The organism is Candidatus Rokuibacteriota bacterium, from assembly GCA_016209385.1.
In the GTDB taxonomy this organism is placed as follows: domain Bacteria; phylum Methylomirabilota; class Methylomirabilia; order Rokubacteriales; family CSP1-6; genus JACQWB01.
The window spans coordinates 1-26,796 of the sequence record JACQWB010000185.1 but is presented as its reverse complement, the minus strand read 5'-3'; the positions used below and the strand labels follow the sequence as shown (position 1 = coordinate 26,796).

Sequence of the window (26,796 nt, the reverse complement as noted above, 5' to 3'; positions counted from 1 at the left end):
CGAGGTGTCCCTCCGGCCTCCCGGCTCGCTGCTTCTGCTGGCCGTCCTCTCCCTGGGCCTGTCGGTCCCGGTGGTCACCGGCGGCTCGGCCTTCGACTCCGCCGCCGCCTGGAGTCATGTGGAGCGGCTCGTGGCGTTCGGGCCCCGCCCGGCGGGATCGGCTGCTCTCGCCCGTGCCCGTGAATACATCCTCGGGGAGCTGAAGCGAGCGGGCATCCCGGCGCGGGTGCAGGCATTCACGGCCCAGACCCCCGACGGCTCGGTCCGGATGGTGAATGTGATCGGCGAACTCTCGGGTAGGCGGCGCGAGGCCATCCTCCTGGGTGGCCACTACGACACCAAGTACTTTGCCGACTTCCGCTTCGTCGGGGCCAACGATGGTGGCTCGAGCGCGGCGCTCCTGATCGAGCTGGCCCGAAGCCTGGCGCGTGCGCCCCACGAGTTCACGTACTGGGTCGTTTTCTTCGACGGTGAGGAGGCCTGGCGCGAGTGGAGCGCCACCGACGGGATCTACGGCTCCCGCCACATGGTGTCCGAGCTCCGGCGCAGCGGCGACCTGGCCCGGCTCAAGGCCGTCGTGGTCGTGGACATGATCGGCGACAAGGCCTTGAACATCCGGCGCGAATCGGCCTCCACGCGCTGGCTGACCGATCTTATTTGGGGGAGCGCGCGGCGGCTCGGCTACCAGGCGCACTTTCTCGACGAGACCCTGGCAGTCGAGGACGACCACACCCCGTTCCTGCGCGCGGGAATTCCGGCGACGCTTGTGATCGATTTCGATTACGGGCCCTACTGGCACACGCCCGAGGACACGCTGGACAAGCTCTCCCCCGAGAGCCTGAAGGTCGTGGGCGAGGTCCTGCTCGATGCCCTCCCCGCGCTGGAGACCTGGCTCGCTCGCGGGTCGGGACGGCCCGGCCGGTGAGACGATGGCAGTTCGAGCCGAGTAGATTTTCGAGCCGAGGGAGTTCGGAGGAGCCGCAGGCGTGGCGGTTCGAGCCGAGGGGCGTCGGCCATGCCGGAGGCAGGCCCGCCACGAGGCGAGGCCCGAGTCAATAACGTGCAATCGAGAACCATGAGGGGGAGCGAGCGATGCCGAGGGTAAGAGAGATCGAGACCGACGGTGGTGACCCTGTTCTCCAGGAGATCTTCGCGAAGGAGCGCGAGGCGGTCGGTACACTCCTCAACACCACCAAGGTCTACGCCCACTGCCCGCCCATTCTCCAGGCGGCGAGGCAGCTGTCCGCCGCGCTGGAGCGGTCGGGACTCCTGGACCCCCAGCTCCGCAGCCTGGTGTACCTCCGGGTGGCGCTCCTGAACGGCTGCCCCTTCTGAATCGATATCAACGCATCCCGGGGGATGCGATACGGCGTGTCGATCGAGAAGATCCAGGACGTGGCCCGGTTCAGGGAGAGCCGGCGCTTCGACGAGACGGAGCGGGTGGCGCTGGAGTTTGCCGAGAAGATGACGCTCACCGGCGAGCGGGTCAGCGACGAGCTGTTCGCCCGGGCGCGGGCGCACTTTTCCGAAGCACAGGTCGTGGAGCTGGCCGCCGCGGTCGCCCTGGAGAACTTCAGGAGCAAGTTCAACGTGGCGCTGGGGATCGAGGCCCAGGGCTTCTGCGTCGTCCCCGGCATGTCCTCGCCCGCGCTCCCCCGGTAGTCTCACGTCCAGATCCGTGGCGACGGCTCGCGTGATCGCCGCCTCGTCCCGCGCCCGCAGCGTCGTCGTCCTTCCGGTCGCGATGTTCTTCGGCGCCTTCGCGTGGTCCTTCGTCTACGTGAGCCTGCCATTCTACATCCAGCGCCTCGGTCCGGGGGATCCGATCGCGACGCTGCGGTGGACGGGCTGGATCCTGGGCATCTCGCCGCTCACGACGGTGGTCACGGCGCCGGTCTGGGGACGGCTGGCGGGCTACGGCAACCCGAAAACCTTCTACGTCGTGGTCGAGCTCCTCCAGGGGGTTGGCTTCTTCCTGATGGCGCTGGCCCGGACGCTTCCCGAGCTTTTCCTGGCCCGGCTCCTCCTCGGGATCATGGGCGCGGCGTCCACCTTCGCCTTCATCATCGCCGGGCGCTCCCGGGGCGAGGACGTGCGACGACAGGTCTCGGCGATCCAGTCGGCCATGACCGTCGGACAGGTGCTCGGTCCGCTCGCGGGCGCGATCGCCGCGGCGCGCCTCGGTTTCACGGCCTCGTTCCTTCTTGGCGGTGCCATCCTGTGGGGGTGCTCGGGATTAGTCCGCTGGGGTGTCCCGCTGCCCGACGCCCCGCCGCCCGTCGAGCCCGTGCCGGGACGCGCGGCGTGGCGCGAGGTCGGGGTGGTGTGCCTGCTGGTGCTGGCCGGCTCCACCCAGATCTTTTTCCTCACGGCCGTGCTTCCCCAGATCCTCCCGCCCCTCGGGGTGGCGCCGGCCGCCACGCTCGAGGTCGGCGGCCTCCTCATCTTCGCCTCCGGCGCCGCCGCGGCACTCGGGTCGGTCGCGGCGCCCCGGCTGGCGGATCTCCTGGGAGAGCGTACGGTGATCATGTCCTCGCTGACGGCATCCTCGGTTCTCCTGGGTCTGCTGGCCACCGCCCCGAACGCGTGGCTCTTCGGCGGCCTCCGGTTCCTCCAGGTGCTTTCCGTCGCCTTGATCTTCCCGCTTGCGGTGGCGCGCATCGCCCAGCGCGCGGACGGCCAAGCAATCGGGTTCGTCAACTCCTCGCGCATCGGGGCGGCGTTCCTGGGCCCGGTGGTCACGACGACGCTCCTGTCGTGGTTCGCGCCCGGGATCGTGTACGTGGCCCTCGCGTGCCTGGGGCTCGCGTGCCTGCCCCTGGTCAGGCGCCTTCGCGCTGAGAGCGACCAGCGTTCGTGATGAGGCCGCGCGGCCGCCAGGCGCCGCGTGCCTAAAGGGTGTCGGAGTAATACCCTTGGAGCGCGGGCTGCGCCCGCGCAATCAACTCGGGACTCGCGCGGCGGGTGGCCTGCCTCACGGCATGGCCGAACCCGCCACGCTCGAACTACAGTGTTCCTGGGGGAGGCCTCGGAGGAGGCCGTCGAGGCCCCCCTCCGATTGTCCTAAAGGGTGTAGGTCTTTCCCTGCTCGAGGATGTGGATCCTCGAGGAGCCGACTTTCATCAGCTCCTCGACGGTTTCCTCCAGGAACTGGGGTTTGATGTGGTAGATCCAGAGGGGCAGGTCCGGCGGTATCTTGTCCATCTCGCGGAGGAGCTTGGCGGGCGTGAGGTGCTTGGACGCGGTGGCCATCGCGTCGAGGCGGTTGGGGAAGGCGGTCTCGACGACCACGGCCCGGAGCCCGCGGAGCCCCCGGGCGGCGGCCCAAATCCTCTCGGTGGGCCCGGTGTCCCCCGAGTACACGAAACCGGTGTCTCCGTCGTGGATGATGAAGCCGGTCGTCGGAACCGTGTGGTCCACGGGCACGGGCCTGACCCAGAGCTCGCCCACCCGCGACTCGGTGTCCTCGGGAAGCGTCCTGAACCGGAGGACCGGGGCCTCGGCCGAGGGGATCGCGGAGAAGTCGGGCCAGAGGGAGTTGTTGAAGCCGTGAGTCCGGAGCGCGTCGATCACCGGCGCAATCCCGGTGGCGATCACCGGCGTCTTGGCTTCGGTGATGGCCAGGGTGTCGGTCAGGAAGGCCAGCCCCACGATGTGATCCAGGTGGGCGTGGGAGAGCAGCGCGTAGTCGATCTTCCCCTGCTCCGGGGCCGAGAGCGCGCCGGCGACGGCCCCGGCGTCGACCAGGACGTGGTCGTTGACCAGGAACGACGAGGGGCGCTGTCCCTGCCCCTCGCCGCCGAATGACCCGAGGACGCGGATTTTCATCGTGTCTGGCGCCGACTGCCGCGGCGGAGCGTCTCCTCGCGGTGAGTCGCCCCGGCCAGCTCGCCGACCAGATGGTCCGTCTCCCGGAGGCGCCCGGCCATGAGGCGGAGGAGGCGCATTCCCGCTCCGGGCGCGCCGGAAAGCCCGGACTGAAACATCTCCGGCGGGACGTAGTCGGCGACGGTCGCCTCCAGAGCCCTCGCCGTCGCCGTCCGCGGTCCGCCGTCCAGCGCCGCCAGCTCGCCGACCGTGTCACCGGCCTTGGCCACCGCCACCTCCAGGGTCCCGCCGTCCGGGAGCTGGATGCTGACCTGCACCCGGCCGCTCCGGAGTAAGTAGACGCCCCCCGCGCGATCCCCCTGCCGGAACAGGACCTCGCCCTTGCGGAAGCGACACGTCAGCGCGCCGGAGAGGAGTGCAGCTCGCTCGTTGAAGGGCAGCCCCTTCAGCAGGCTGGTTCCGGAGAGGATGGCCCCGCGCGACGGTCGCGGCGGGCTCGGGGCAGGCTTGCTTTGGACGAGCCTTCCTGCATGGCTCAGCCAGGCGCGCACGCGCGCCCGGAGCATGGCCGGGTTGAAGGGGCGCGAGAGGACATCGGTGGTGCCGTCGACCAGGCGCCCGGCGGCCCCGGGGCCCTCGGCGGCTGTCAGGAGGAGGATAGGCAGCTGCGCGCCCCACTTCTGCGCGCGGATCCGCTCGGCCAGGTCGAGCAGCATGGCTTCGCTGCCCGGGCCGACGAGCGCGATCAGGTCGGGCCGGAGCTTCGCCGCGGGCGTCGTCGGGTCCGCAGTGTGAGTGGCGGTCAGCCGGTAGCCATCCGGCTCGAGCGCTGCTCGGACTTCCTTGACCGCGGTCGGGTCGGAGCCAGCCACGAGGATATGACCGGTCGGAGTTAGCCGGGTGGCCTGCCGGCTTCGATCCCGGCCGTCCCGGGAGATTGGCTCGGGGAGGGCGATTTCCAACCCCTCCGCCGCAGCGAAGACTTCCACGTTGGACCCCTGGATCCGGGCACGCCGCCGCGCGCGCTCCGTCTGCTGCCGCACCCACGCGTCGGTGTGCAGCGGGTCGTGGTGGAAGAGCGCGAGCCGTTTCACACCGGCGCGAATGGCCAGGTCGGTCACGTACTCGATCGTGCTGTGACCCCAGCCGCGTTTGGCCGGATACTCCTCGTCGCTGTACTGAGCGTCGTGAATCAGGAGCTCCGCGCCGGCGACAAACTCGAGATGGCGCCGCTCACCCGGATGCTCGAAGCGGTTGGGCGAGCCAGGACGCGAGGGCGTCCACCAGAACGGTTCGTGATCGGTGCAGTAGACTACTTTCATGTCACCGGCCTCAACGCGGTAGCCCATCGTCGGGGCGGTGTGGTTCAGGAATTGCGTGATGACCCGGTAGGGTCCCACGTTGAACCGCTCTTCGCTCAGCTCGACGAAGTCGATGTCCGCGCGGAGATTCTCGAGCTGGACGGGAAAGTACGTGTGCTGCATCTGGCCGGAGAGGGAACCTTCCAGGGTTCGGTCCAGACCCCGTGCGCCGTAGACCCTGAGGCGGCCGCCCGGGACGTAGGCGGGCACGAAGAAGGGGAAGCCCTGAATATGGTCCCAGTGGGTGTGCGTCACCAAGATGTGAATCGGCGGGAGCGTGCTCCCGCGGCTGAGAATGTCGAGGCCCAGCGGTCGGGCCCCGGTGCCGCAGTCGAAGATAAAGACCTGGCCGTCTTCGGCGCGCAGCTCAACACAGTTCGTGTTGCCCCCGAAGAACGCCGTCCGGCGGCCCGGCGCGGGAACAGATCCCCGCGTGCCCCAAAACCGTATCACCATCGGGATTAGACCCTATTCCGCCTTGGGGGTTACACCCTATTCCACGCGTTCCCGCCCGCAGACAGTTCCCTTCACTCGGCTGTCCTCAATCGGGAAACCCTGACTTCGGCGAATCGCCCCGAGATATTAGTCTATCAGGCGGGGCCGGTCAATCCCAGGTTTGTGGGAATCGATGAGAAGTGCGTGCCGCTGCAGCCAGGTCCCGCGCTTGCTAACCCTAGGTGAGTGTGATAGTCGTGTGGTAAAAGAGTGGTAAAAGAATGGACAGGCGGTCTGGACCCGGTGTGACCGGGCGCGTGGGAGCGGAGGGTGCTCGATGATCTTCCAGCAGTTCCTCAATGAGGAAGCCGGGTGTCTCTCCTACTTGGTCGCCTGTGGTGAGGCCGGCGAGGCGGTTGTCGTGGACCCCGGACGGGACCGGGCCGACGACTACCTCCGGCTGGCTCGAAAGAGGGGACTCCGGATCACGCACATCGTCGAGACCCATACCCACGCCGATCACATCTCGGGGAACCGTGACCTGGCCGCCGTGACCGAAGCCCCGATCGTCCTCCATCAGGCCGCCAAGGCCGTCTTCGACCACCTCGCCGTGCGCGATGGCGACGAGATCCGCATCGGGAACGTGCTCCTCAAGGTGCTGCACTCGCCGGGCCACACGCCCGACAGCATCTGCATCCTCGTGACCGACCGCTCGCGCGGGAACGATCCCTGGTTCGTGCTCACCGGTGACACGCTCTTCGTCGGTGACGTGGGCCGCCCCGATCTCGGCGGCGCGCGGGCCGCTGAGGAGATCTACGAGAGCCTCTGCCGGGTCCTGCTCCCCCTCAGCGACAGCGTGGAGGTCTACCCGGCGCACGGCTCCGGCTCGCTGTGCGGACGCGTCATGTCGGCCAAGTCGGGGTCCACCATCGGGTTCGAGCGGCGCTTCAACCCCGCGCTCCAGGTCAAGAGCAAGGCCGAGTTCGTCGAGCGGCTCATGGCCGGCCTCCCGCCGAAACCGCCCTCCTTCGAGAAGATCGTGGGGAAGAATCGAGGACTGATCCCGTTGGAGGCCGCCAAGCCGCGGCCCTACACCGCCCGGGAAGCGTGGGAGGCGATCGCCCGGGGCGCCTGTGTCGTGGACGTGCGCGACCCGGCCACCTACGGCGAAGGGCACGTGCTCGGCGCCCTCAACGTGAGGATCGAAAGCCCGCAGTTCGGCGACCGCGTGGGCTGGTTCGTCCCGAGCGGCGTACCGGTCCTCCTCATGGCCCAGGGGCCGTCCGATCTCGAGCGGGCCGTCCAAGGGCTCGCGCGCGTCGGAATCGACGAGGTGATCGGCTTCCTCCAGTGGGGAATGATCGAGTGGCGGAGCGAGGGACTACCGACGGAGACGGTGCCCCAGATCACGGTGTACGACCTCGCGAGCTGGCTCGAGGAGCGCCCCGACGTCGTGGTGATCGACGTCCGCGAGCCCTTCGAGTGGCTGGACGGGCACATCCAGGGGGCGCTCCACCTGCCCATGCGGGAGGCGGTGGAGCGGCGGGGCGAGCTTCCGCCGGAACGCCCGAAGGCGGTCCTCTGCGCCGGCGGGCTCCGGTCGAGTACGGTCATCAGCACGCTCAAGCGGCACGGGCTCCAGGGCTGGTACAACGTGAGCGGCGGGATGACGGCCTGGCTCAAGGCCGGCTACCCTGTGGCGAGGCCCTGACGCACGCGAATCGATGGCGACGCAGTCGGGCGACGACAACTTCGACTACCCGACGATGGCGCGGGCCCTGATCCTGGGCGAAAGGGAGACCGTCGCCCGGAAGACGCAGGAGGGCCTCGACCTCCGGATGGAGCCGAAGGACCTCATCTTCAAGGGTCTCATCCCCGGTATGGACGTGGTGGGGGAGAAGTTCAGGCGTAACGAGTACTACGTGCCCCAGGTCCTCCTCTCCGCCCGTGCGATGTACGCGGGCCTCGACCTCCTGAAGCCGCTGATCACGGCGTCGGCGACGAGCGAATACGTCGGCACCGTGGTCATCGGGACGGCCCAAGGAGACCTCCACGACATCGGCAAGAACCTCGTCGCGATGATGCTCGAGGGCGCGGGCTTCAAGGTTCACAACCTGGGGCGTGACGTTGCTCCCGAGGCATTCGTGGCGGCGGTTCAGGAGCACAACGCCGACATCGTCGGGGTCTCGGCCCTGATGACGACCACCATGCCCGCCATGAAGCGGACGATCGACGCCCTGGTCAAGGCCGGCCTGCGCGAGCGGGTCAAAGTCATGGTCGGCGGCGCGCCGGTCTCCCAGGCCTACGCCGACGAGATCGGGGCGGACGGCTACGCGAAGGACTCGACCCTCGCGGTGCTGAAGGCCAAAGCCCTCCGCGGCGTCCCCGCGGAAGCGGCGCAGGCCGCGAAGAGGTAAGGGGGGCGGGATGGCGCGGGGGGGCTGGGAGCTGATCGAGCACGTCCGGGCCGGAGAGATCCTGCTCTTCGACGGTGGCTACGGGACGATGCTCTTCGCCGCCGGGCTGAAGGACGGGGCCTGCCCGGAGCTCTGGAACGACACCCACCCCGAGGTCGTCCGCGGGATCCACAAGGGCTACTTCGACGCTGGCTCCGACTTCGTGGAGACCAACACCTTCGGCGGCAGCCGGCTCAAGCTGAACGAGTACAAGCTCGGCGATCGCACGCGCGAGCTGAACGTGAAGGGTGCTCAGCTCGCCAGGTCGGTCTGTTCTCCGGGCAAATGGGTGGCGGGCTCGATCGGTCCCACGAGCCGGCTTCCCGCCGAGTACGAGCCGCTGGGTGACACCACGGACGCGGAGTACCTCGAGACGTTCAAGGAGCAGGCGGAAGCGCTCGCCGAGGGCGGCGTGGACCTGTTCGCCGTGGAGACCATGATGTTCCCCCAGGAGGCCGTGGCCGCCATCCGGGCGTGCAAGGCCGTGACGGATCTGCCGGTCATGGCCACCATGTTCTTCCAATACGAGGAGCTGCACGACCGCGACCGCACCATGTGGGGGGAGAGCCCCGCGGACGTCGCCAGGAATCTGCTTCAGGCCGGGGCCGACGTGGTGGGGATGAACTGCGGCCGCGGCCCCGACCGCGCCATCGTGATCATTCGCGAGATGCGGCGTGTCACCGAGGCGCCGCTGATCGCGTACCCCAACGCCGGGCTCCCCATCACAAAGGGGGACAGGGTCACCTACGAGCTGGAGCCGGACGCCATGGCCAAGCACTATCCCGCGCTCCTCGACTCGGGCTGCAACATCGTCGGTGCCTGCTGCGGCTCCACTCCCGAGCACATCCGCCGGATCGCCGAGGTCGTCCGCTCGCGCACGCAGAGATAGCCACATCTCCACCGTTGTTCTACGAAGAAGTCCTGGCGAAACTTCAGGAGTCCCGAGTCCGATTCCTCGTCGTCGGTGCCGTCGCAATGAACCTGTATGGCGTTCCGCGCATGACGGCCGATCTCGACCTGCTGGTCGACCTGTCCCCCGAGAATCTGGCCGCGCTTCTCTCGACGCTCGAGGAGCTCGGCTATGCGCCGCGGCTCCCGGTGGCGGCCATCGCGCTCCTCGATCCAGACCGCCGCCGCGAGTGGGTGGAGCAGCGGGGGCTCCCGGCGTTTACGTTCTTTCACCCACTGCGCCCCCTCCAGGAGGTCGACCTTGTCCTCCAGAGTCCGATCTCGTTCGAAGAGGCGGATCGGGCGAAGACGGTCTTCACCGCCGGCCGCCTCCGCATCCCGGTGATATCCCTGAACCATCTCATCACGATGAAGCGTGCCGCCCCTCGCGCGCAGGATGCGGCGGATGTCGACGCGCTGGAGCGGGTAAAACGGGTGTTCGGGGGCTCGGCCTCGGCGATGGCGGGGCACCGCGGGTTCGGCTACGTCGTTGGCGAGGAGCAGATCCTGAAGTATCTGCAGGTGCCCATTGAGCAACGGCTCGAGTGGCTGGACGAAGCGATCCGGTTTTTGGCGGCCGCGACCCCACCTGAGGCCCGAGAGATCTGGCAGAAGTTCCGCAAAGGCGAAATCTGATCGGGCCGTTCGTGACCACGGAGGGTGTGCTGCGGGTTATGACGCTCGAGTCCGTGCTGACCTCCCGCGCGGTCGTGCTCGCCGAGGTGCCCCTCCGGATCGACCCGGACGAGGTGCTCCGGTTCCAGGGCTACAAGAAAGGGGTCGATCAGCCGACGAGAGAGGTGCGCGAGATCCTGGAGTCGGCGATGGGGCTCGGAGGAGAGCTGATCGAGCCCCGAGCGGTGTATCGAGCAGGGCCCGTGGCGGGGCAGGGGCCGAGTGAGATCCGCCTGGCCGGCGGCACCAGGCTTCACATCCCCGAGATCCAGCGCCTCTGGGGCCCGCTCGTCGCCGTGGGAGCGGCGATCTGCACGGCCGGAGACGCCATCGAGTCGCGCGTGCGGGAGCTGTTCGATGCCCGCGAATTTCCTCTGGCGGTGATGCTGGACAGCGTGGGCTCCGCCGCTGCCGAGAGCTTGGCGGAGTACGTCAACGACCTGCTCTGCCAGGTGGCGATCCCCGAGGCGCTCAAGGTCACTAACCGGGTGAGCCCCGGATACGCGGGATGGGACGTCGCCGAGCAAGGCCGGCTCTTCGCCTTCTGCCCCGGCGATCCGATCGGGGTGACGCTCAACGCCTCCTGTGTCATGACCCCGGCCAAGAGCATCTCCTTCCTGGTGGGGATCGGTCCCGAGGCCCGGGTCGATCACTATTTCACCCAGTGCCGTCGCTGCTGGATGCAGGACTGCGCCTACCGTCGGGCCCCGGCGGAGCGGACGGTTCACCGCGCCCGTGGCTGAGCCTCCCCCGTGCGTCGCGTAAGCGCGCGCGCTGCTTTACTTTTCTGAATCCCCGCGCTAGGATGGCCGCTGATGGCGGGAGACAACATCATCCTCGTCGGGTTCATGGGATCGGGGAAGTCGGTCGTCGGTCGGCTCCTCGCGAGGCGCCTGGGACGCTGCTTCGTGGAGACCGACGACATGATCACTGCGGAGGAGGGCCGCCCGATTGCCGAGATCTTCGCCGCGCGGGGTGAGGCGTACTTCCGGGGGCGGGAGGCCGAGGCCCTGGACCTCATCAAGCTCAAGCGCGGGGACGTGATCGCCACCGGCGGCGGCCTCCCGTGCCGCGAGGGAGGGATGGAGGCGCTCAAGGCGCTCGGGACGGTGATCTGGCTGGACGGCGGCTTCGACACGCTCTACGCGCGGGCTACCCTGCCGGGCGGGGCGCGTCCCATGCTGGACGACCGCCCGAAAACCGAGGTGAGAGCACTCCACGAGAGCCGGATCCCCTATTACCGGCAGGCGCACCTCACCGTGTCCACCGAGGGGCTTGGCCCGGATCAGGTCGTGACCCGGATCGTCGCGCTCCTGGCGAGACGGGAGCCTGCGTCACGATGAATCCGCTGCTCGAGAGGCTTGCCGAAGGGCCGCTCCTCTGCGACGGCGCGATGGGCACCATGCTGTACGCCCGGGGGGTCTCCCTGGACGCCTGCTTCGACGTGCTCAACGAGAACAACCCGAAGCTGGTGCGGGGGATCCACGCCGAGTACGTGGCCGCCGGCGCGGACCTGATCGAGACCAACACGTTCGGCGCCAACCGCTTCAAGCTCGCCGTGCACGGCCTGGCGGAGCGCGTGCGGGAGATCAACCGGCGCGGCGCCCAGCTCGCCCGGGAGGTCGCTGAGAGCATGGAGCGCGACGTCCTCGTCCTGGGCTCGTTGGGGCCGCTGGGCAAGTACCTGACCCCGCTGGGCGGCGTGACCGAAGCGGAGGCGCGCGCCGCGTTCCGGGAGCAGGCGGAAGGCCTCAGGGCCGGCGGCGTCGATGCCTTCATCGTGGAGACCTTCTCGGACCTCCAGGAGATTCGGCTCGCCGTCGAGGCGGTCCGTGCGGTGTGCGACCTGCCGATCATCGCGCAGACGGCCTTCACCGAGGAAGGCGTCACGTTCACGGGGCGCAGCCCGGTCGAGGTGGTGCGCGCGCTCCGCCAGCTCCCCGTCGAGGTGATCGGGGCCAACTGCTCGGTGGGCTCGAGCGTGCTCTTCGACATCCTGGAGCAGATGCTTCCGGAGGCCGATGGCCATCCCCTCTCGATCCAGCCCAACGCGGGGCTCCCGAGCCGCGTTGGGGAGCGGCTCATGTACCTGTCCTCGCCGGCGTACATGGCGGAGTACGCCGGCCGCATGCTCGAGGCCGGGGCGCGGATCGTCGGCGGCTGCTGCGGCACGACCCCGGAGCACATTAGGGCCATGCGAAAGGTGGTGGACCGCCGCAGGTCGGTAAGCATCACGGCCCGGCGACCGTCCGTGGTCCCGGTCCGGCGCGAGGAGGCGCCGCTCGTCAGTCCTCAAGGCGTCACGACGCTCCTCGCCCGCAAGCTCCAGGCCGACGAGTTCTTCGTCACGGTGGAACTGGACCCCCCGCGCGGCCACAACATCGAGAAGCTGGTCCAGGGCGCCAAGCTCCTGAAGGAGCGGGGCGTGGAGATCGTCGACATCAACGACGGCTCGCTGGGCCGCATTCGGATGTCGGTGCTGCCGACAGCGGTCCTGGTGCGCGAGGCGACGGGGCTGGACATCATCATGCACTTCACGTGCCGCGACCGGAACCTGATGGGGATCCAGGCCGATCTGCTTGGCGCTCACGCCCTGGGGATCCGGAATATCCTCGCCATCAAGGGGGATCCGCCCCGGGCCGGGGACTACGTGAACGCGACGGCGATCTTCGACGTCAACGCGGTGGGACTCATCCGGATCGTCGAGGGCATGAACCGTGGCCTCGACGCGACCGGCAACCCGATCGGCGAGGCGACGAGCTTTTCGGTCGGGGTGGGCCTGAACCCGTCGGCCGTGGATCCGGACCGGGAGCTGGCGCGTCTGCTCCAGAAGGTCGAGGCGGGGGCGCGTTGGGCCCAGACCCAGCCGGTCTATGATCTCGAGGCGCTGGAGCAGTTCCTGGCCCGGCTGGGGCGTCCGCCCATCCCGATCGTCGTCGGCATCCTCCCGCTCCACACCTACCGCCACGCCGAGTTTCTCCACAACGAGGTGCCGGGCGTGAGCATCCCCGAGGAGGTCCGCGCCCGGATGAAGGCGGCGGGCGATGGAGCCCTCAAGGTTGGGATCGCGATGGCGCAGGAGGTTCTGGCCGAGGCGCGGCGGCGCTACGCCGGCGCGTACCTCATTCCCTCCTTCGGTCGCTTCGAGGTGGCGGCCGAGGTCCTCGACGCCCTCCGCTGACGGGGCGCCGCGCGCAGGGCTTCGGGGCCAGCGCCGGTCGCCCAGGAGGTTCCCGATGACGCCGCTTCATGCTCTGACCGCCACGGAGGCCGTCGCCGCGATCCGGAACGGCCAGCTCTCCGCCGTGTCGCTGGTCGAGGCACTCCTGGCCAGGATCGACGCCCTCGATCCCGACGTGAAGGCCTGGGTCACGGTGGACCGGGGCGGGGCGCTGGAGACGGCGAGTCAGCGCGATCGGGAGGCTCAGGCGGGCCGCCTGCGAGGCCCGCTCCACGGCCTCCCCGTCGGGCTGAAGGACATCTACCACGTGGCCGGGATGGTCACGACGTGCGGGGCGGGTCCCTTCGCCCACGAGCACCCGGCTGACGACGCCGAGACCGTCGGCCGCCTCCGCCAGGCCGGGGCCGTCGTCCTGGGGAAGACAGCGACCACCGAGTTCGCGTACCTGGACCCTGCGGAGACGCGGAACCCGTGGAACCCCGAGCACACGCCCGGCGGCTCGTCGAGCGGGTCGGCGGCGGCCGTCGCGGCGCGTATGGTCCCGCTCGCGCTCGGCTCGCAGACGGTCGGCTCCACCCTTCGCCCGGCGGCGTACTGCGGAGTGGTCGGCCTCAAACCGACTCACGGCAGGGTCAGCTGCCGGGGCGTGGTCCCGCTCGCGTGGAGCCTGGACCACGTCGGGATCTTCTCCCGGAGCGTGACCGACGCGGCGCTGGGCCTCCAGGTCCTCGCCGGCCACGACCCGCGTGACCCGTTCTCTTCGCGCGAGTCCCTCGCGGACTACGTCGGAGCGCTTTCGCGGGCCGAGCGGCCGCCTCGCCTCGCGCTTCCCCGCCAGTTCTTCCTCGAGCGGGCCAGCCCGGAGGTCGCCGCCCACCTCGAAGGCGTCGCCCAGAGCCTGGGCCGGGGCGGCGCCACGGTTGAGGAGATCAAGCTCCCGCCGAGCTTCGAGGGGATCCACGACGCCGGCGCGCGCGTGGTGCGGGTGGAGGCGGCAGCGTTCCACGCGGCGCGGTTCGCTACCCACGCCGCGCAGTACCGGCCGAAGCTCCGCGCGCTGATCGAGGCGGGGCCGACGATCTCGGCCGTGGAGTACGTCGCCGCCCAGCAGCACCGGCGGCGCTTCCGCGACGAGATGGCCGCGAGCTTCGAGCGCGCTGACGCGCTGCTGATGCCTGTGGCGGGGGCGCCGGCGCCGAAGGGGCTCGACTCCACGGGTGACCCGGCGTTCTGCGCGCCGTGGAGCTTTGCGGGGCTCCCGGCGATCTCGCTTCCCTCCGGGCTCACGATGGACGGGCTTCCGCTGGCGGTTCAGCTCGTGTCCGCGGCGTTCGACGAGCCGCGGCTCCTTGCCGTCGCGCGCTGGTGCGAGGCCCAGCTCGGCTTCACCGCGGCGCCTCCGGAGACGGTGCGCAGGAGTGTTTGACCTCAAGCTCGAAGGGGCGTTCGTCGTCGACGGAACCGGGACGCCCGGGTTCAGGGCTGACGTCGGGGTCCGGGACGAGACGATCGCCGCGGTTGGTGACCTCTCGCGTGAGCCCGCGGGCCTCACGCTCCGTGCCCACGGTCTCACGCTGGCCCCGGGCTTCATCGACATGCATTCCCACTCCGACTGGAGGCTCTGGGCGAACCGGCGCGCCGAGTCGAAGATCCGCCAGGGCGTGACCACGGAGGTGGTCGGGAACTGCGGGTTTTCTCCGGCGCCGGTGAATCCGGCGTTCGCGGAGGACCTGAAGGGGTTCGCCCTCTATCTTCCCGCGGGGATGGACTTCGCCTGGAGCTCGGTCGGCGAGTACCTGGACCGCTTCGGACGAGACGGGTGCGCCGTCAACGTCATCCAGCTCGTCGGCCACGGCACGCTCCGGATCGCGGCGATGGGGTTCGCCAGGCGGCCGCCCACGGACGGTGAGCTTACGGCGATGAAGCGCCTCGTCGGGGAAAGCATGGAGGGTGGGGCGTGGGGCCTCTCGACCGGGCTGATCTACGCACCGGGCTGCTTCGCCGAGACCGGCGAGATCGTCGAGCTGGCGCGCGTGGCCGGCCAGCATCGGGGTGTCTACGCGAGCCACATCCGCGGTGAGGGGAGCAGTTTGCTCAACGCAATCGCCGAGGCGATCCGGATCGGTCGTGAGGGCGAGCTGCCGGTGGAGGTGAGCCACCTGAAGGCGGCGGGGCGCCTCCACTGGGGGAAGGTGGCGCAAGCCATCGCGTTGATCGACGCTGCGAGGGCTGAAGGGCTCGACGTCACGGCGGACGTCTATCCCTACACCGCCTCGAGCACGACGCTCCGGACCCTCCTCCCGGACTGGGCGCTCGAGGGCGGCGTCGACGCGATGCTGAAGCGGCTCGCCGACCCCACGACCCGCGCCCGCATCGCTGCCGAGATCGAGCGGGGGGGCGGCGGCCGCGAGGACTTTGCCGTCAACGTGGGCTGGGACGGCATCATGATCGCTTACGCGCCGAGCCGGCGTGACGCGGAGGGAAAGCGCCTCTCCGAGATCGCCGAAGCCCGAAAGGTCCCCCCGCCGGAGGTAGCGCTCGAGCTGATCGAGGCCGAGCGTGGAAAAGCGTCCATGATCCTCTTCCAGCTCGACGAGGCCGACGTGCGAAGGGTACTCGCCCACCCGCACGTGATGATCGGCTCCGACGGCTCGGCGCTGGCGCCCTCCGGCGACCTTGCTCAGGGGAAACCGCATCCCCGGAGCTACGGCACGTTCCCCCGGGTCCTCGGGCGCTACGCCCGGGAGGAGCGCCTGCTCACGCTCGAGCAGGCGGTCTACAAGATGACCGGGCTCCCCGCAAAAAAACTCGGGCTCGCGGATCGAGGCCTGATTAGGGTCGGAGCCAAGGCGGACCTCGTGGCTTTCGACCACCGCAGCGTGAGCGATCGGGCCTCGTACGAGGCCCCCCACCAGTATCCCGCGGGGATCGAGCACGTCGTGGTCAACGGCCGGATCGTCGTCAAAGGCGGCGAACACACCGGGAGCCTCCCGGGCAGAGTGCTGCCGCCCCCGTGAGCGGCTCGGAAAGGAGCGACGCGATGAAGACGAAGGCGCTCGTCCTACTCGCCCTCAGCGTTCTTCTCGCTGTACCAGGCCAGGCCCAGGAGACACCCCGGGTCGGCGGCGTGCTGAAGGCCGCCATGATCGGCGAGCCGCCGTCGCTCGACCTCCACTGGACCACCGCGGTCATCACGCAGCAGATCACCTGGCACGTCTACGAGGGGCTCTACACCTACGATCGGAACTTCAACCCGATCCCGATGCTCGCCGAGGGGCACACCATTGCCGACGGCGGCCGACGCTACACCATCACCCTTCGCAAAGGGGTGAAGTTCCACAACGGCAAGGAGATGACCGCCGCCGATGTCGTCGCGTCGCTCCAGCGCTGGGGCAAGATGGCCACCCCAGGCAAGTTGCTCTGGAAGGATGTCGAGGCGTTGGAGGCCAAGGACCCGTCCACGGTCGTCATCCACTTGAAGGCGCCCTCCGGCTCGCTCCTGTACGGCTTGGGACGCCCGAACAACGGCGCCGCTATCTATCCCAAAGGGGTCATCGACGCCGCCGGAGACGGCCAGCTCAAAGAGTTCGTCGGAACAGGTCCCTTCCGCTTCGTCGAACACAAGCCCGATCGTCACATCCGCCTGGCCCGCTTCAAGGACTACGTGGCCCGTGCCGAGCCGCCGGAGGGGTACGGGGGCAAGCGAACGGCCTACGTTGACGAGATCTTGTTCATCCCGGTTCCGGATGTCGCGGTACGCCTGGCCGGGGTGGAGACCGGAGAGTACCACTACGGCCAGCAGATCAAGCAGGACCAGTACGAACGCATCAAGAACCTCGCCGCCCTCGAGCCCCGGATCGTGAAGCCCTCCTTCTGGGCCACGGCGGTGCTCAACCACAAGCAGGGCTTGATGACCTCGAAGAAGCTCCGGCAGGCCTTCCAGGCCGCCCTGGACATGGAGCCCATCATGGTCGCCGGGGTCGGCAATAAGGACTTCTATCGGCTGGACGGCGCCCTCTTCTACCCCGAGCAGGCGGTCTGGCATTCGCAGGTGGCCGTCAGTGCCTACAACCAGAAGGACAAGCAGAAGGCTCGGAAGCTCCTGAAGGAGGCCGCCTACACGGGCCAGCCCGTTCGCTGGATCACCACCAAAGAGTACGAGTGGATGTACAAGAACGCCCTGGTGGCGAAGCAACAACTGGAGGAGGCCGGCTTCAAGATCGACCTCCAGGTAGTGGACTGGGCGACGCTGGTCCAGCGCCGGAACAAGCCGGAGCTGTACGAGGTCTTTTCTACCGGGTTCAGCTTCCAGGCGGACCCGGCGCTGGCCACGAGTATCCAGTGCAACTGGCCGGGATGGTGGTGCCACGAAGAGAAGGAGCGGCTTCTCGCGGAAACGGTCAGGGAAAGTGATCCGAAGAAGAAGAAAGCGCTGATCGAGCGGATCCAGATGCTCTTCTACGAGGACGTGGGGCGGATCAAGTTCGGCGATTCCTTCTCGCTGGACGTGGCGCGGAAGGAGCTGAGGGGCTTCCTCTCGACGCCCGAGCTGTTCTTCTGGAACGCGTGGCTCGCCAGGTAGTCCCCTCGGAGGGGGGCCGGGTACCCACGCGAACGCGTGGGTCTCCCGGGTGCGCCTGCGACAAGACGATACCTGAGCCGTGAAAGTCTACCTGGTCCGACGGGTCCTCGCGGTCATCCCGGTCATGCTGGTGGTAGCTACGGTGGCTTTCGTCCTCGTCCACCTGGCCCCGGGCGACCCCGCCAGCGTCATCGCCGGCCCCTACGCCACCGCGGACGACATCGCCAAGCTTCACCACCAGCTCGGCCTGGACGAGCCGCTCCCCGTCCAGCTCCTCCGCTGGTACGGCCGCCTCCTCCGGGGCGATCTCGGCGACTCCATCTTCCTCCGGCGCCCGGTTCTCGAAGCCATCGCCGACAGGCTCGAGCCGACGCTCCTGCTGACGACCTTCGCTACGCTCATCGCCATCCTGATCGGCGTTCCCACCGGGATCGTCTCGGCGCGGCGCCACAACTCGGTCGCGGACCAGTCGTTCATGCTGCTGGCCCTCCTCGGCATCTCAGTCCCGAACTTCCTCCTCGGGCTCTTGCTGATCCTGGTCTTCGGCGTCTGGCTCGGCTGGTTTCCGGTGGCCGGCTACGTGCCGCTCGCGTCTGGGCTCTGGGCCAACCTGCGCTCGCTGCTCCTCCCCTCGCTCTCGCTCGGCCTCGTCCAGTCAGCGCTCATCGCCCGCATCACCCGCTCCAGCATGCTCGACGTGCTCCGGGAGCACTACATCCTGGCCGGGCGCGCGAAGGGCCTGCCGGAGCGCGCGGTCGTCTACAAGCACGCGCTGAAGAACGCCATCATCCCCACCCTGACCGTGGTTGGGATCACGTTCGCGATCCTGATCGGGGGCGCGGTGGTCATCGAGACCGTCTTCAACATCCCGGGCCTCGGGCGGCTCATCATCTCCGCCGTCCTCCGCCGGGACTACCCGGTGATCCAGGGTGTGGTCCTCCTGATCGCGGTCGCCTACACGCTCATCAACCTCCTGGTGGACCTGGCCTACCTGGCCCTGGACCCCAGGATCCGCTATCAATGAGCCTTCGAGCGGCGGCTTTGCCGGCGCAATCCTGCGGGGGGAGGTTCGGAAGGGGGGCGGAGCCCCCCTCCGAGAGGTAATGAATTCCACGGTCGAGATTGTGCGCGAGCGCGTGTTGATCGCCGCGCCCGAGCGGTCTCCGCGCTGGCTCCGGCTGAGGCTTCTGGTCCGGCGGAAGATCGCCATGGTGGGCGCCCTCCTGGTGCTGATCGTCGGGTTCGCGGGCCTCTCGGCGCCGGCGCTGGCGCGCCGGGACCCCATGGCCCTGGACGTGAAGGCCCGCCACTCGGCGCCCACCACGGCCCACTGGTTCGGCACCGACGACGTCGGCCGGGACGTCTGGAGCCGGGTGGTGTACGGGGCGAGGCTCTCCATCCTCGTGGGAGGCTCGGTCGTCATCCTCTCCTTTGCCGCGGGGCTCGTGTTCGGGCTCCTGGGCGGCTACTACCGCGCCCTGGACGATGTCCTCATGCGGATCATGGACGGGCTGATGGCCTTCCCGGGCATCATCCTCGCGATCGCGCTGATGGCCTCGCTCGGGCCGAGCGTGCTGAACGTCATCGTGGCCCTGGGCGTCGTCTACACGCCGCGCGTGGCGCGGATCGTCCGTGGCTCGGTGCTCGTGATTCGCGAGACCCCCTACGTGGAGGCTGCCCGCGCCCTCGGCGTCCCTGACCTCACGATTCTCTGGCGCCATATCCTGCCCAACTGCCTCTCGCCCGTCATCGTCCAGGGGACCTTCATCTTCGCGGCGGCGGTCCTCGGCGAGGCGGCTCTCTCCTTCCTGGGCGTCGGCGCGCCGCCGTATATTCCCTCCTGGGGGAACATCCTGGCCGAGGGTCGGCTCTACCTCCAGCAGGCGCCGTGGCTGACCCTCTTTCCCGGCGCGGCGATCATGGGGACCATTCTGGGGCTGAACCTCTTCGGCGACGGCCTCCGCGATCTCCTCGACCCGAAGCTCAGGGGTATCCAGGGCGGGGTGCGCGAGACGTGATATAAGATTAGCGCCATGAAGGATGGCAGCCTCTTTCCCGAGCTCCTGGCCACCTTCATCGCCGCCCCCTCGCTGGAAGCCGGGATCACCAGGGTTCTCGGCCGCCTCGTGACCCTCAGCGGTGCCCTGGCAGGGGGGGTGGTGTTTTCCCCCGCGGACGGCCCGCGCTGCACGGTCACCGCAGGCCGCAGGGCCTCCCCGGCGCTCGACGCGTGGCTTCGGGACCGGCTGGCCCGGCGCGTCGGACGCCTCGCCATCGCTCGGGAGCTGCCGTCGGGCTGGCGGGGCCGCGAGCGACCGCTGCTCCTGGAGGCGCCGCTCGGAGGAAGGCGCCGGCGGGTCGGGCAGCTCGCTCTGATCGGCCGTGGCGGCGCGCGAGGACTTCGTCGCGACGGCCTTCCGCCGGGCTTCTTCGAGAAGCTGGGCTCAGCGCTGGAGCTGATCTGGCGTCATCAGCGCGAGGCGCTCAACACCGTCGCCAACCAGCAGCACGAGATGCTCAAGGTCCTGGGCGACAAGGCGGCCATCGCCGTACAGAACGAGCGGCTCCTCGAGCAGAGCATGCGGCGAGCGCGCGAGACCCAGGCCCTCCTCGAGGCTGGCCGGGCCGTGAGCCGGAGCCTGGAGGTGAAGGAGACCATCCGCGTGATCCTGGAGCAGGCCCGGGAGGTCCTCGGGGCGGCGTCCTGTAGCCTCATGACGCTGGATCCCGAAACGGAGGAGCTTCGCTCGGGCGCGAGCCTGGACCTGCCGGACGAGATCGTCCAGCGGATCCGTCTCAAGGTGGGCGAGGGGATCACCGGGCTGGCGGTGAAAGAACGGGGGCCAGTCCAGAGCGAGGACCTCTGGAACGATCCGCGCGTGCGCTACCCGGACCTGCCGCGGGCGCATGGGCTCCGCTCGATGCTGACGGTCCCGCTCCTCGTCGGGGGGCGGGCCACGGGAGCCCTCAGCGTGCTCCGGCGGGATGTCCACCGCTTCACCGGGGACGAGGAGCGCCTGCTCTCGGCCTTCGCGGACCAGGCCGCCATCGCCCTCGAGCACGCCCGTCTCTACAGCTCGATCAAGACTTACAGCGAGCAGCTTGAGTCGATGGTGGCCAAGCGGACCCGGGAGCTGAACGAGCAGAAGCGCTTCGTCGAGGTCGTGCTGGAAGCGCTTCCGCTGGGCCTGTACGTCCTTGACGATCGGCTCAGCGTGGTGACCGTCAACCCGGTGGGGACGGGCGTCCTCCCCTGCGAACCCACGCGCGGCCGCGCGTTCCTCTCCCTCATGCCCGAGGACCAGCGCCCGGAGTTCCAGGCGTTTCTGGAAGGGGTGCTCAAGTTCAAGAAGGTGAGCCAGGAGGAGGTGGAGCTGAGGGGAGACGGTCAGGACAAAACCCTCCGGCTCACCGCCGCGCCGCTCGGTGGCCGCGGCGCAACCGCGACCCACATCGTGCTCATCGTCGAGGACATCACGCTCCAGAAACGGCTGGCCCGGCAGATGCTCCTCAACGAGCGACTCACCACCGCCGGCCGCCTCGCCGCAGGGGTGGCCCACGAGCTCAACAACCCCCTGGCCACCATCGCCGGCTGCGCCGAAGCCCTGAAGGAGCGGGCCCGTGCTCCGGAGCTCGCCGGCCTGGCGGCGTTCCAGGATTTCCCGTCCTACCTGGCGCTCGTCGAAGAGGAGGCCTACCGCTGCAAGGAGATCACCGGGAGTTTGCTCCAGCTCGTGCGCGAGCCTGGGAGCGGGCGCGCGTCCACGAACCTGAACGCCGTCGCGAGCAAGGCGCTGGAGCTCCTCGGTCACCAGCCCCGCTTTTCCGGGGCGCGGTTCGTCACCGAGCTGGATCCGGACCTGCCCCCGGTACTCGCCAACGAGGGGCAGCTCCGCCAGGTGTTCCTGACACTGGGTGCCAATGGCCTGGAGGCGATGGAGGGAACGGGGGTCCTTACGCTCAGAACTCGGCGCCTCACCGGCGGCGAGGTCGAGGTGGAGTTCGAGGATCGCGGAGCCGGAATCGCCCCCCAGCTTCTGCCGCGCATCTTCGACCCGTTCTTCACCACGAAGCCCCCCGGTCAGGGGACCGGGCTCGGGCTCACCATCGCTCAGGGGCTCGTGGCCGATCACGGTGGCAGGATCGAGGTCACGTCGCAGCCAGGGCAGGGCGCCCGGTTCCGTGTGGTTCTTCCCCTTGCGCCCGAGGGCAGCCAGCCGTGAGCCGCAAGCTCAGGGTCCTGGTGGCCGACGACGAGAAGAACCTGCGCGAGCTGCTGTTGCGCGAGCTCACGCGCAAGGGGCATGAGGTCGAAGGGGCTGCCGATGGCATGGAGGCGCTGGAGCGGCTGAAGGAGTCGAGCCCGGACGTGGTCCTGCTCGACATCAAGATGCCGCGGATGGAGGGGATCGACCTGCTCCGGGAGCTGCAGCGTTTCCCCGAAGCGCCCCAGGCCATCGTGATGACCGGGTTTCAGGATGTTTCCACGGCCGTCGAGGCGATGAAGCTGGGTGCCTACGACTACCTGACGAAGCCCGCCAAGATCGAGGAGCTGGACGTCCTCATCCGAAAGGCTGCGGAGAAGGGCCGGCTGATCCGGGAGAACATTGCGCTCCGCGCCCGCGTGGCGGGGGGCGCGCGGTTCGGCGGGATCCTGACCCGGAGCCCGAAGATGCTGGATGTGCTCGCGCTCGTGGAGCGGGTGGCGCCCACGGACTCGACCGTGCTGATCCTCGGCGAGAGCGGGACGGGGAAGGAGCTCGTCGCGCGGGCGATCCACGAGCGGTCTCCGCGCGCCCGGGAAGCGTTTGCGCCGATCCACTGCGGGGCGCTCCCGCGCGAGGTGCTCGAGTCCGAGCTGTTCGGCCACGAGAAGGGAGCGTTCACCGGCGCGGTCGAGACCAAACCCGGACTGATCGAGCTGGCGGACGGCGGGACCCTGTTCCTGGACGAGATCGGCGAGCTCGAGCCGGACAGCCAGGTCAAGCTTCTCCGGGTCCTTGAGACGGGGAGCTTTTTCCGGGTCGGGGGGACGCGGACCCGAGCCGTGGACGCCCGGGTCGTCACGGCCACGAACCGGGATCTGAGCGAGGCCATGAGGGCCGGTCAGTTCAGGCAGGACCTCTACTACCGGATCAACACGATCACGCTCTGGCTGCCACCCCTCCGGGAGCGGAATGAGGACATCGCGCTCTTGGCCGAGCACTTCCTCCAGCAGAACGCGGGCTACGGGGTGAAACGACTCTCGGCAAAGGCCCTGGGGTGTCTGGAGGCCTACGACTGGCCCGGCAACGTGCGGGAGCTCCAGCACGCCATCGAGCGCGCGACCATCCTCTCCAGGAGCGCCGAGATCCAGCCCGACGACCTGCCGTCGGAGGTCCGGTGCGGGGAGCCGGGACGTGGGCCCTCGCCGGGGAGCCTGGAAGAAATCGAGCGCCAGCACATCATCGCCACGCTCCGGCAGGTCGGCGGCCATCGCGGGAAGGCTGCGGCCCTTCTGCGCATCGACCCCAAGACCCTCTACCGCAAGATCCTCTCCTACAAGATCACCCCAGACCTCTACAAGTAGGCCTGTCCGGCGGCTTCACTTCTGGCGTGTCGCTCACCTCACACGCCGGCGCCGGGAATAAATCGCCGGAGACCAGCGGTTGTTCTGTGTGGATGGAGTAGCGAAGTATGAAGGCGCTCGTGATCGGGGTGCTCGCGGTCGGGCTGCTGCTATCGCTCTTCGACCTCTGGCTCGACTCCCACAGGGGCTGGCAGCGAGCCACGCCCGTCGCCGAGCAGGTGATGGAGCCTGCGCTCCCTTCGGCGAGCGAGGCTCAGTCTCACCAGCTCCACCACGGCCCCGCGCTCACCTTCTGAGCCCGCGGCGCACGCGGCGCCAGGGCGGGCAACACCAGGCGGGCGAGCAACCCCGGAAGGGGAGCCGGACGCGGCTATCCCGGCAGGACTGCGATGGCCTCGATCTCGAGGAGCAGGTCGTCGCGGACCAGGCGCGAGATCTCCACCAGGGTACTGGCCGGGCGGCTCGGGCCGAAGTACTCCTTCCTCACCGTGTTCACCTTCTCCCGATCGGCCACGTTCTTCAGGAAGACGCTCACCTTGCAGACGTCGGCGAAGGTCGCGCCCGCCGCCGCCAGACACCGCTTCAGGTTCTCGTGGACCTGGCGCGCCTGGGCACCGACGTCGCTGCCGCCCACGGTCCGTCCCTGCTCGTCGGAGGCGACGCAGCCCGAGACGAAGACCAGCGGCCCGACCTTCACCACGTGCGTGTAGTGGCTGATCGGCTCCGGCATGCCAGGGACCCGAATCTCTTCCTTCCGGCCCGCGAGCGTCATGGATCTGCCTCCTCTCGACAATCCCGTCCCACGTCCCGGACACGGAACCGGCAGCGGAGCGGGGCGCAGCTGAGTTCCTGCGGCGGGTCCGCGCTTCGACTCTTCACCTCGAGGCACACGTGGATCGCGTGCGCCCAGTTCGCGTCCACGATCAGGCTCGTGACGGCCTGGTGGGCTCCCACAGCCTCCCGGGCGGGTTCGGTGAACCTCTGCGCTATCGCGTTTTGCCCTGCCGGGCGATCCGTGGACTATGCGCGGCGCCACAGGCCGCGGCCGGCCTCGCGCGCGTCCCGCTGCAGTTTCAGGAAAAGCGCCTGGTACCGCACGTTCGGAGGCACAGTCATAACCTGGGCGTATCCTCGCCGCACCAGCTCCGCGTTCGCCATGAGGTCGGCGACCCAGACGTAGGCCAGGAGCCTGCCGTAGCGGTCGCGCTCTTGAATGTCCAGCTCGAGGCGGACGCGCTTGCCCGCGACGAGCTGTCGGTTCAGCTCCAGAGCTTCCCGGCCTCCGGGTTCCTCGCCTCTAGTGGGGTGATGCAGTTCAGGGGTGTTGACGCCGATATAGCGGACCCTTTCAACGCGGTCGCCGACCCTCACGTGGATCGTGTCGCCGTCAACTACGCGGACGACCGTACCGTCCAGCACGCTGCGCTCCGCCGCCCAGGCCGAGGCCATCGCGCCGAGCAGAAGGAGCACGGCGACCACACGCGCGACCGACTGCATGCTCCCACGGTGTCATGCCGCCCCCTTGGTGTCAACATTTGGATACACCTGGGTCCAGGGCGCGAACGATGAGTTCGTCAACCGGTGATTCCCGGCGTTGCCGCGCCCGTTGGCGGGTCAGCAGCGCAGCGGAAGGCCATCCTGATCTACGGTAGCCTGCGGGGAGAGCGAATGTTCGCCGGCGTCTACGAAGCCAGCCGCTCCAGCGGGCCGGGTGCGCGGGCTGCTGAGCGGCAGCTTCATGTGGCATAGGAGGATACAGCGGATATGCCGGGCACCGCAGTCCTGGTCGTACTGACGCTCGGACTTGCGGTCCTTCTTCTCTTCGGCCTGCGGGTGGTCTACCTTCTTCCAGCGCTTGGCCCGAATTGAGAAGTCTACCGAGCGTGAAGGGGGCGGACGGGCGGAAGACGGCGGTGGCCGGCCCCGCGATTCAGACGCCGAGAGACTGGTTGACGCCGTGCTGGCCCAGGGCCTGACCCACGGGCGTGTCCGGTCCCGCGATTCGGGCGCCGAGAGAGACTGGACCTCGACGAAATGTTGGTGGACGACCTGTTGGGTGCCGCGCAACGCAGGGTGCGGCGCTGAGCCCGACGGGGTGTTGCTTGAGCGAGTTGGCAATGAACAGCAGGCGCTTCTTCAGGCGAATCGTCCCGGCGTTGGTGACGCGCTCGAGGGCGAGGGCCAGGCGTTCATCCGCAAGAATCCGGGCTCGTCCGCCTCCCGGCGGGCGATCGAGCGGATCATCGAGTTCGCCCACAAGCAGGCCGGGTAGGCAGGCTGTGACGCTCCGCGGGCGCGGAGAAGCTCGAAGGCCCGCCGCACGAGGTCTGCCCACGCCCCAAATAGCGAGGCTTGCGGGCGCTTCCTTACTGGGCACTCCTGATCGGATCTCCTCCGCCCCGGCGAGCTCCTCGCGCGCCGACGCCCCTCGAAGCGAGCGATCTCCCTGCAACGCATGGAATACCTCTTGCCGACGCTAACGATGTATACTATACATCGTAAACGTGAAACGAACGCAGTTGTACTTAGACGAGGAGATGGCTCGCACACTCGCGGCCCTGAGTCGTCAGCGCGGCAAGACGGTGTCAGAACTCGTGCGCGAGAGCGTTCGGGAGAAATACATGGCCAGAAAAGGGATCGACAAGATCGCGCTGGCCCGGCAACTGTCGGGGATCTGGGCGCACAGGAGAGACCTCAAAGAGGTCGGCGGAATCGTCCGGCGGTTACGCCGTGGCACGCGCTTAGCGAGACTCAGGCCTGGCTGAGATTCTTCTCGACTCGGACGTCATCATCGCCTGGCTCCGCGGCACCGTTCCCATTGCCCGGCTCATCCCTGGTCTCCTTGGAGACGGGCATATCCTGAGCTGGACGCCGGTTTCCGTCGCCGAGATCTTTGCCGGCGCGAGAAAGGGAGAGGAACGGCAGCTGGACAATCTGTTCCTGGTGCTCGAGACTCTTGTCGTCTCCGCGGACATCGGGAAGAAAGCCGGCTACTATCTGCATTTGTATTCCCGGTCTCATGGCGTCGAGCTGGGCGATGCACTGATTGCCGCGACGGCATCGGTTCAGGAAGTTCCCCTGTGGACTCTGAACCGACGGCACTACCCGATGAGAGACCTCCAGTTCTTCTCACCTTCTGCGTGAGCGAACACTATCGCGCAGTGCCGGGGAGCTACTGTTAGCAGAGCCCCGAGGCGATGCGGAGGGCGGCTAGCACCAGCGGCTTCGGGTAGACCCCCAGGGCCACGACGCCGAGGGCGCAGAGGAGGACTGAGAGGCCCAGAGCCGGGGCGACGGGAATCGGCCCGGGGCGCGCCGGCCCCTCGATGTACATCCGCCGGGCGATGATCAGGTAGTAGAAGAGCGCCGCCACGGTGAGCACCGCCCCCAGCGCCACGAGCCAGTAGAGCCCCACCTGAGCCGCCGCCCGGAAGACGTAGAGCTCGGCCCAGAAGTCCGCCACGAACGGGATCCCCCCCAGCGAAAGCAGGAACAGAAGCATGGCGAGCGCCGGCCATGGTCCTGGAGGTGCGCCTGACGCCGAGAGGGGGGGCTGGCCGGCAGCCGCGGGCGCGGAGTCGGGGCGGGACGGGCGGGAGAGAGGGCTTTTATCGTTCCTTCCCCCCCGGGGCGCCCAGTGTCGTCGCCCGGGTGGGCGGCCAGCGGCGCCGGGTGCTCCGGCTCCGCCGGCGCGCGGTCGAGGCCTCCTGGAAGAGGAGCTGCCGGCTCCGTCACCACCTGTCACCGGTGTCACCGGTTTT

27 protein-coding genes are annotated in these 26,796 nt (G+C 68.8%); 22 read left to right on the top strand and 5 right to left on the bottom strand.

Translation table 11 applies throughout. The features are described from left to right. Window positions 1-4 precede the first annotated feature (4 nt). The 4 genes from HY726_12975 to HY726_12960 all read left to right on the top strand — a co-directional run bounded on the left by HY726_12975 (window position 5) and on the right by HY726_12960 (window position 2,860). The gene (locus HY726_12975) at window positions 5-925 is read left to right on the top strand and encodes a M28 family peptidase (protein ID MBI4609908.1); all 921 of its coding nucleotides are present in this window, start codon (window positions 5-7) and stop codon (window positions 923-925) included. Window positions 926-1,092: 167 nt separating this feature from the next. Next, on the top strand, window positions 1,093-1,335 hold the full coding sequence (locus tag HY726_12970) for a carboxymuconolactone decarboxylase family protein (protein MBI4609907.1): 243 nt from the start codon (window positions 1,093-1,095) through the stop codon (window positions 1,333-1,335). A 36-nt stretch (window positions 1,336-1,371) separates the two neighbouring features. Continuing rightward, window positions 1,372-1,662 (top strand): carboxymuconolactone decarboxylase family protein, encoded by a 291-nt coding sequence (locus HY726_12965; GenBank protein ID MBI4609906.1) that lies wholly within the window; start codon window positions 1,372-1,374, stop codon window positions 1,660-1,662. A gap of 31 nt (window positions 1,663-1,693) precedes the next feature. Then, window positions 1,694-2,860, top strand: a complete 1,167-nt coding sequence (locus HY726_12960) for an MFS transporter (protein ID MBI4609905.1) — start codon at window positions 1,694-1,696, stop codon at window positions 2,858-2,860. A gap of 203 nt (window positions 2,861-3,063) precedes the next feature. Here the strand turns inward: HY726_12960 and HY726_12955 are convergent, their stop codons facing one another. Continuing rightward, window positions 3,064-3,828, bottom strand: a complete 765-nt coding sequence (locus HY726_12955; protein MBI4609904.1) for a 3',5'-cyclic-nucleotide phosphodiesterase — start codon at window positions 3,826-3,828, stop codon at window positions 3,064-3,066. Next, on the bottom strand, window positions 3,825-5,645 hold the full coding sequence (locus tag HY726_12950; protein ID MBI4609903.1) for a cyclic nucleotide-binding domain-containing protein: 1,821 nt from the start codon (window positions 5,643-5,645) through the stop codon (window positions 3,825-3,827). Before HY726_12950 ends, HY726_12955 begins: the two co-directional genes overlap by 4 nt. A gap of 316 nt (window positions 5,646-5,961) precedes the next feature. On the opposite strand from HY726_12950, the gene HY726_12945 reads away from it, so the two are divergent. The 15 genes from HY726_12945 (at window position 5,962) to HY726_12875 (ending at window position 23,331) form a co-directional block, all read left to right on the top strand. After that, the gene (locus HY726_12945) at window positions 5,962-7,335 is read left to right on the top strand and encodes an MBL fold metallo-hydrolase (protein MBI4609902.1); all 1,374 of its coding nucleotides are present in this window, start codon (window positions 5,962-5,964) and stop codon (window positions 7,333-7,335) included. Between the two features lie 55 nt (window positions 7,336-7,390). Then, on the top strand, window positions 7,391-8,041 hold the full coding sequence (locus HY726_12940) for a corrinoid protein (protein MBI4609901.1): 651 nt from the start codon (window positions 7,391-7,393) through the stop codon (window positions 8,039-8,041). 10 nt (window positions 8,042-8,051) lie between these two features. Further along, the gene (locus HY726_12935; GenBank protein ID MBI4609900.1) at window positions 8,052-8,969 is read left to right on the top strand and encodes a homocysteine S-methyltransferase family protein; all 918 of its coding nucleotides are present in this window, start codon (window positions 8,052-8,054) and stop codon (window positions 8,967-8,969) included. Window positions 8,970-9,079: 110 nt separating this feature from the next. Next, window positions 9,080-9,664, top strand: a complete 585-nt coding sequence (locus HY726_12930) for a hypothetical protein (GenBank protein MBI4609899.1) — start codon at window positions 9,080-9,082, stop codon at window positions 9,662-9,664. Window positions 9,665-9,702: 38 nt separating this feature from the next. Then, a complete protein-coding gene (locus HY726_12925; protein MBI4609898.1) occupies window positions 9,703-10,446 on the top strand; it encodes a hypothetical protein in 744 nt (247 codons plus the stop codon). Window positions 10,447-10,518: 72 nt separating this feature from the next. Then, a complete protein-coding gene (locus HY726_12920) occupies window positions 10,519-11,046 on the top strand; it encodes a shikimate kinase (protein MBI4609897.1) in 528 nt (175 codons plus the stop codon). Beyond that, on the top strand, window positions 11,043-12,884 hold the full coding sequence (locus HY726_12915) for a bifunctional homocysteine S-methyltransferase/methylenetetrahydrofolate reductase (protein ID MBI4609896.1): 1,842 nt from the start codon (window positions 11,043-11,045) through the stop codon (window positions 12,882-12,884). The genes HY726_12920 and HY726_12915 overlap by 4 nt, the downstream gene beginning before the upstream one ends. A gap of 55 nt (window positions 12,885-12,939) precedes the next feature. Next, window positions 12,940-14,310 carry an amidase gene (locus HY726_12910; GenBank protein MBI4609895.1) on the top strand — a complete coding sequence of 457 codons (1,371 nt, stop codon included), beginning with the start codon at window positions 12,940-12,942 and terminating at the stop codon, window positions 14,308-14,310. Beyond that, a complete protein-coding gene (locus tag HY726_12905) occupies window positions 14,303-15,901 on the top strand; it encodes a D-aminoacylase (protein MBI4609894.1) in 1,599 nt (532 codons plus the stop codon). The genes HY726_12910 and HY726_12905 overlap by 8 nt, the downstream gene beginning before the upstream one ends. Before the next feature lie 23 nt (window positions 15,902-15,924). Next, window positions 15,925-17,466, top strand: coding sequence for an ABC transporter substrate-binding protein (locus tag HY726_12900; protein ID MBI4609893.1), 1,542 nt, complete (start codon window positions 15,925-15,927; stop codon window positions 17,464-17,466). 79 nt (window positions 17,467-17,545) lie between these two features. Continuing rightward, window positions 17,546-18,490 (top strand): ABC transporter permease, encoded by a 945-nt coding sequence (locus tag HY726_12895; protein MBI4609892.1) that lies wholly within the window; start codon window positions 17,546-17,548, stop codon window positions 18,488-18,490. 79 nt (window positions 18,491-18,569) lie between these two features. Next, entirely contained in the window at window positions 18,570-19,484 is a 915-nt protein-coding gene (locus HY726_12890) for an ABC transporter permease (protein ID MBI4609891.1), read from the top strand. 15 nt (window positions 19,485-19,499) lie between these two features. Further along, complete coding sequence (locus HY726_12885) at window positions 19,500-21,689, top strand: GAF domain-containing protein (GenBank protein ID MBI4609890.1); 2,190 nt, start codon at window positions 19,500-19,502, stop codon at window positions 21,687-21,689. Then, the gene (locus HY726_12880) at window positions 21,686-23,035 is read left to right on the top strand and encodes a sigma-54-dependent Fis family transcriptional regulator (protein ID MBI4609889.1); all 1,350 of its coding nucleotides are present in this window, start codon (window positions 21,686-21,688) and stop codon (window positions 23,033-23,035) included. Before HY726_12885 ends, HY726_12880 begins: the two co-directional genes overlap by 4 nt. A 107-nt stretch (window positions 23,036-23,142) precedes the next feature. After that, window positions 23,143-23,331: a hypothetical protein gene (locus HY726_12875; protein MBI4609888.1), complete on the top strand. Its 189-nt coding sequence runs from the start codon at window positions 23,143-23,145 to the stop codon at window positions 23,329-23,331. 74 nt (window positions 23,332-23,405) lie between these two features. On the opposite strand, the gene HY726_12870 is transcribed toward HY726_12875, so the two are convergent. Further along, window positions 23,406-23,807, bottom strand: coding sequence for a RidA family protein (locus HY726_12870; GenBank protein ID MBI4609887.1), 402 nt, complete (start codon window positions 23,805-23,807; stop codon window positions 23,406-23,408). Window positions 23,808-24,055: 248 nt separating this feature from the next. Beyond that, window positions 24,056-24,532: a thermonuclease family protein gene (locus HY726_12865; GenBank protein ID MBI4609886.1), complete on the bottom strand. Its 477-nt coding sequence runs from the start codon at window positions 24,530-24,532 to the stop codon at window positions 24,056-24,058. Window positions 24,533-25,091: 559 nt separating this feature from the next. Here HY726_12865 and HY726_12860 point away from each other — a divergent pair. From HY726_12860 to HY726_12850, 3 genes are all read left to right on the top strand, one after another. Next, window positions 25,092-25,307, top strand: coding sequence for a hypothetical protein (locus HY726_12860; GenBank protein ID MBI4609885.1), 216 nt, complete (start codon window positions 25,092-25,094; stop codon window positions 25,305-25,307). Window positions 25,308-25,572: 265 nt separating this feature from the next. After that, entirely contained in the window at window positions 25,573-25,800 is a 228-nt protein-coding gene (locus HY726_12855; GenBank protein ID MBI4609884.1) for a CopG family transcriptional regulator, read from the top strand. Continuing rightward, window positions 25,793-26,179, top strand: a complete 387-nt coding sequence (locus HY726_12850) for a type II toxin-antitoxin system VapC family toxin (GenBank protein ID MBI4609883.1) — start codon at window positions 25,793-25,795, stop codon at window positions 26,177-26,179. Before HY726_12855 ends, HY726_12850 begins: the two co-directional genes overlap by 8 nt. Window positions 26,180-26,213: 34 nt before the next feature. Here the strand turns inward: HY726_12850 and HY726_12845 are convergent, their stop codons facing one another. Continuing rightward, complete coding sequence (locus HY726_12845) at window positions 26,214-26,537, bottom strand: hypothetical protein (GenBank protein ID MBI4609882.1); 324 nt, start codon at window positions 26,535-26,537, stop codon at window positions 26,214-26,216. Between the last annotated feature and the right edge of the window lie 259 nt (window positions 26,538-26,796).

Excerpts from the sequence above, each read along its gene's own strand:
- HY726_12970 (MBI4609907.1), top strand. The coding sequence starts at position 1,093 with ATGCCGAGGGTAAGAGAGATCGAGACCGACGGTGGTGACCCTGTTCTC.
- HY726_12955 (MBI4609904.1), bottom strand. The coding sequence starts at position 3,828 with ATGAAAATCCGCGTCCTCGGGTCATTCGGCGGCGAGGGGCAGGGACAG.
- HY726_12950 (MBI4609903.1), bottom strand. The coding sequence starts at position 5,645 with ATGGTGATACGGTTTTGGGGCACGCGGGGATCTGTTCCCGCGCCGGGC.
- HY726_12945 (MBI4609902.1), top strand. The coding sequence starts at position 5,962 with ATGATCTTCCAGCAGTTCCTCAATGAGGAAGCCGGGTGTCTCTCCTAC.
- HY726_12940 (MBI4609901.1), top strand. The coding sequence starts at position 7,391 with ATGGCGCGGGCCCTGATCCTGGGCGAAAGGGAGACCGTCGCCCGGAAG.
- HY726_12935 (MBI4609900.1), top strand. The coding sequence starts at position 8,052 with ATGGCGCGGGGGGGCTGGGAGCTGATCGAGCACGTCCGGGCCGGAGAG.
- HY726_12930 (MBI4609899.1), top strand. The coding sequence starts at position 9,080 with ATGACGGCCGATCTCGACCTGCTGGTCGACCTGTCCCCCGAGAATCTG.
- HY726_12925 (MBI4609898.1), top strand. The coding sequence starts at position 9,703 with ATGACGCTCGAGTCCGTGCTGACCTCCCGCGCGGTCGTGCTCGCCGAG.
- HY726_12920 (MBI4609897.1), top strand. The coding sequence starts at position 10,519 with ATGGCGGGAGACAACATCATCCTCGTCGGGTTCATGGGATCGGGGAAG.
- HY726_12915 (MBI4609896.1), top strand. The coding sequence starts at position 11,043 with ATGAATCCGCTGCTCGAGAGGCTTGCCGAAGGGCCGCTCCTCTGCGAC.
- HY726_12910 (MBI4609895.1), top strand. The coding sequence starts at position 12,940 with ATGACGCCGCTTCATGCTCTGACCGCCACGGAGGCCGTCGCCGCGATC.
- HY726_12900 (MBI4609893.1), top strand. The coding sequence starts at position 15,925 with ATGAAGACGAAGGCGCTCGTCCTACTCGCCCTCAGCGTTCTTCTCGCT.
- HY726_12890 (MBI4609891.1), top strand. The coding sequence starts at position 18,570 with ATGAATTCCACGGTCGAGATTGTGCGCGAGCGCGTGTTGATCGCCGCG.
- HY726_12885 (MBI4609890.1), top strand. The coding sequence starts at position 19,500 with ATGAAGGATGGCAGCCTCTTTCCCGAGCTCCTGGCCACCTTCATCGCC.
- HY726_12875 (MBI4609888.1), top strand. The coding sequence starts at position 23,143 with ATGAAGGCGCTCGTGATCGGGGTGCTCGCGGTCGGGCTGCTGCTATCG.
- HY726_12870 (MBI4609887.1), bottom strand. The coding sequence starts at position 23,807 with ATGACGCTCGCGGGCCGGAAGGAAGAGATTCGGGTCCCTGGCATGCCG.
- HY726_12865 (MBI4609886.1), bottom strand. The coding sequence starts at position 24,532 with ATGCAGTCGGTCGCGCGTGTGGTCGCCGTGCTCCTTCTGCTCGGCGCG.
- HY726_12855 (MBI4609884.1), top strand. The coding sequence starts at position 25,573 with ATGGCTCGCACACTCGCGGCCCTGAGTCGTCAGCGCGGCAAGACGGTG.
- HY726_12845 (MBI4609882.1), bottom strand. The coding sequence starts at position 26,537 with ATGCTTCTGTTCCTGCTTTCGCTGGGGGGGATCCCGTTCGTGGCGGAC.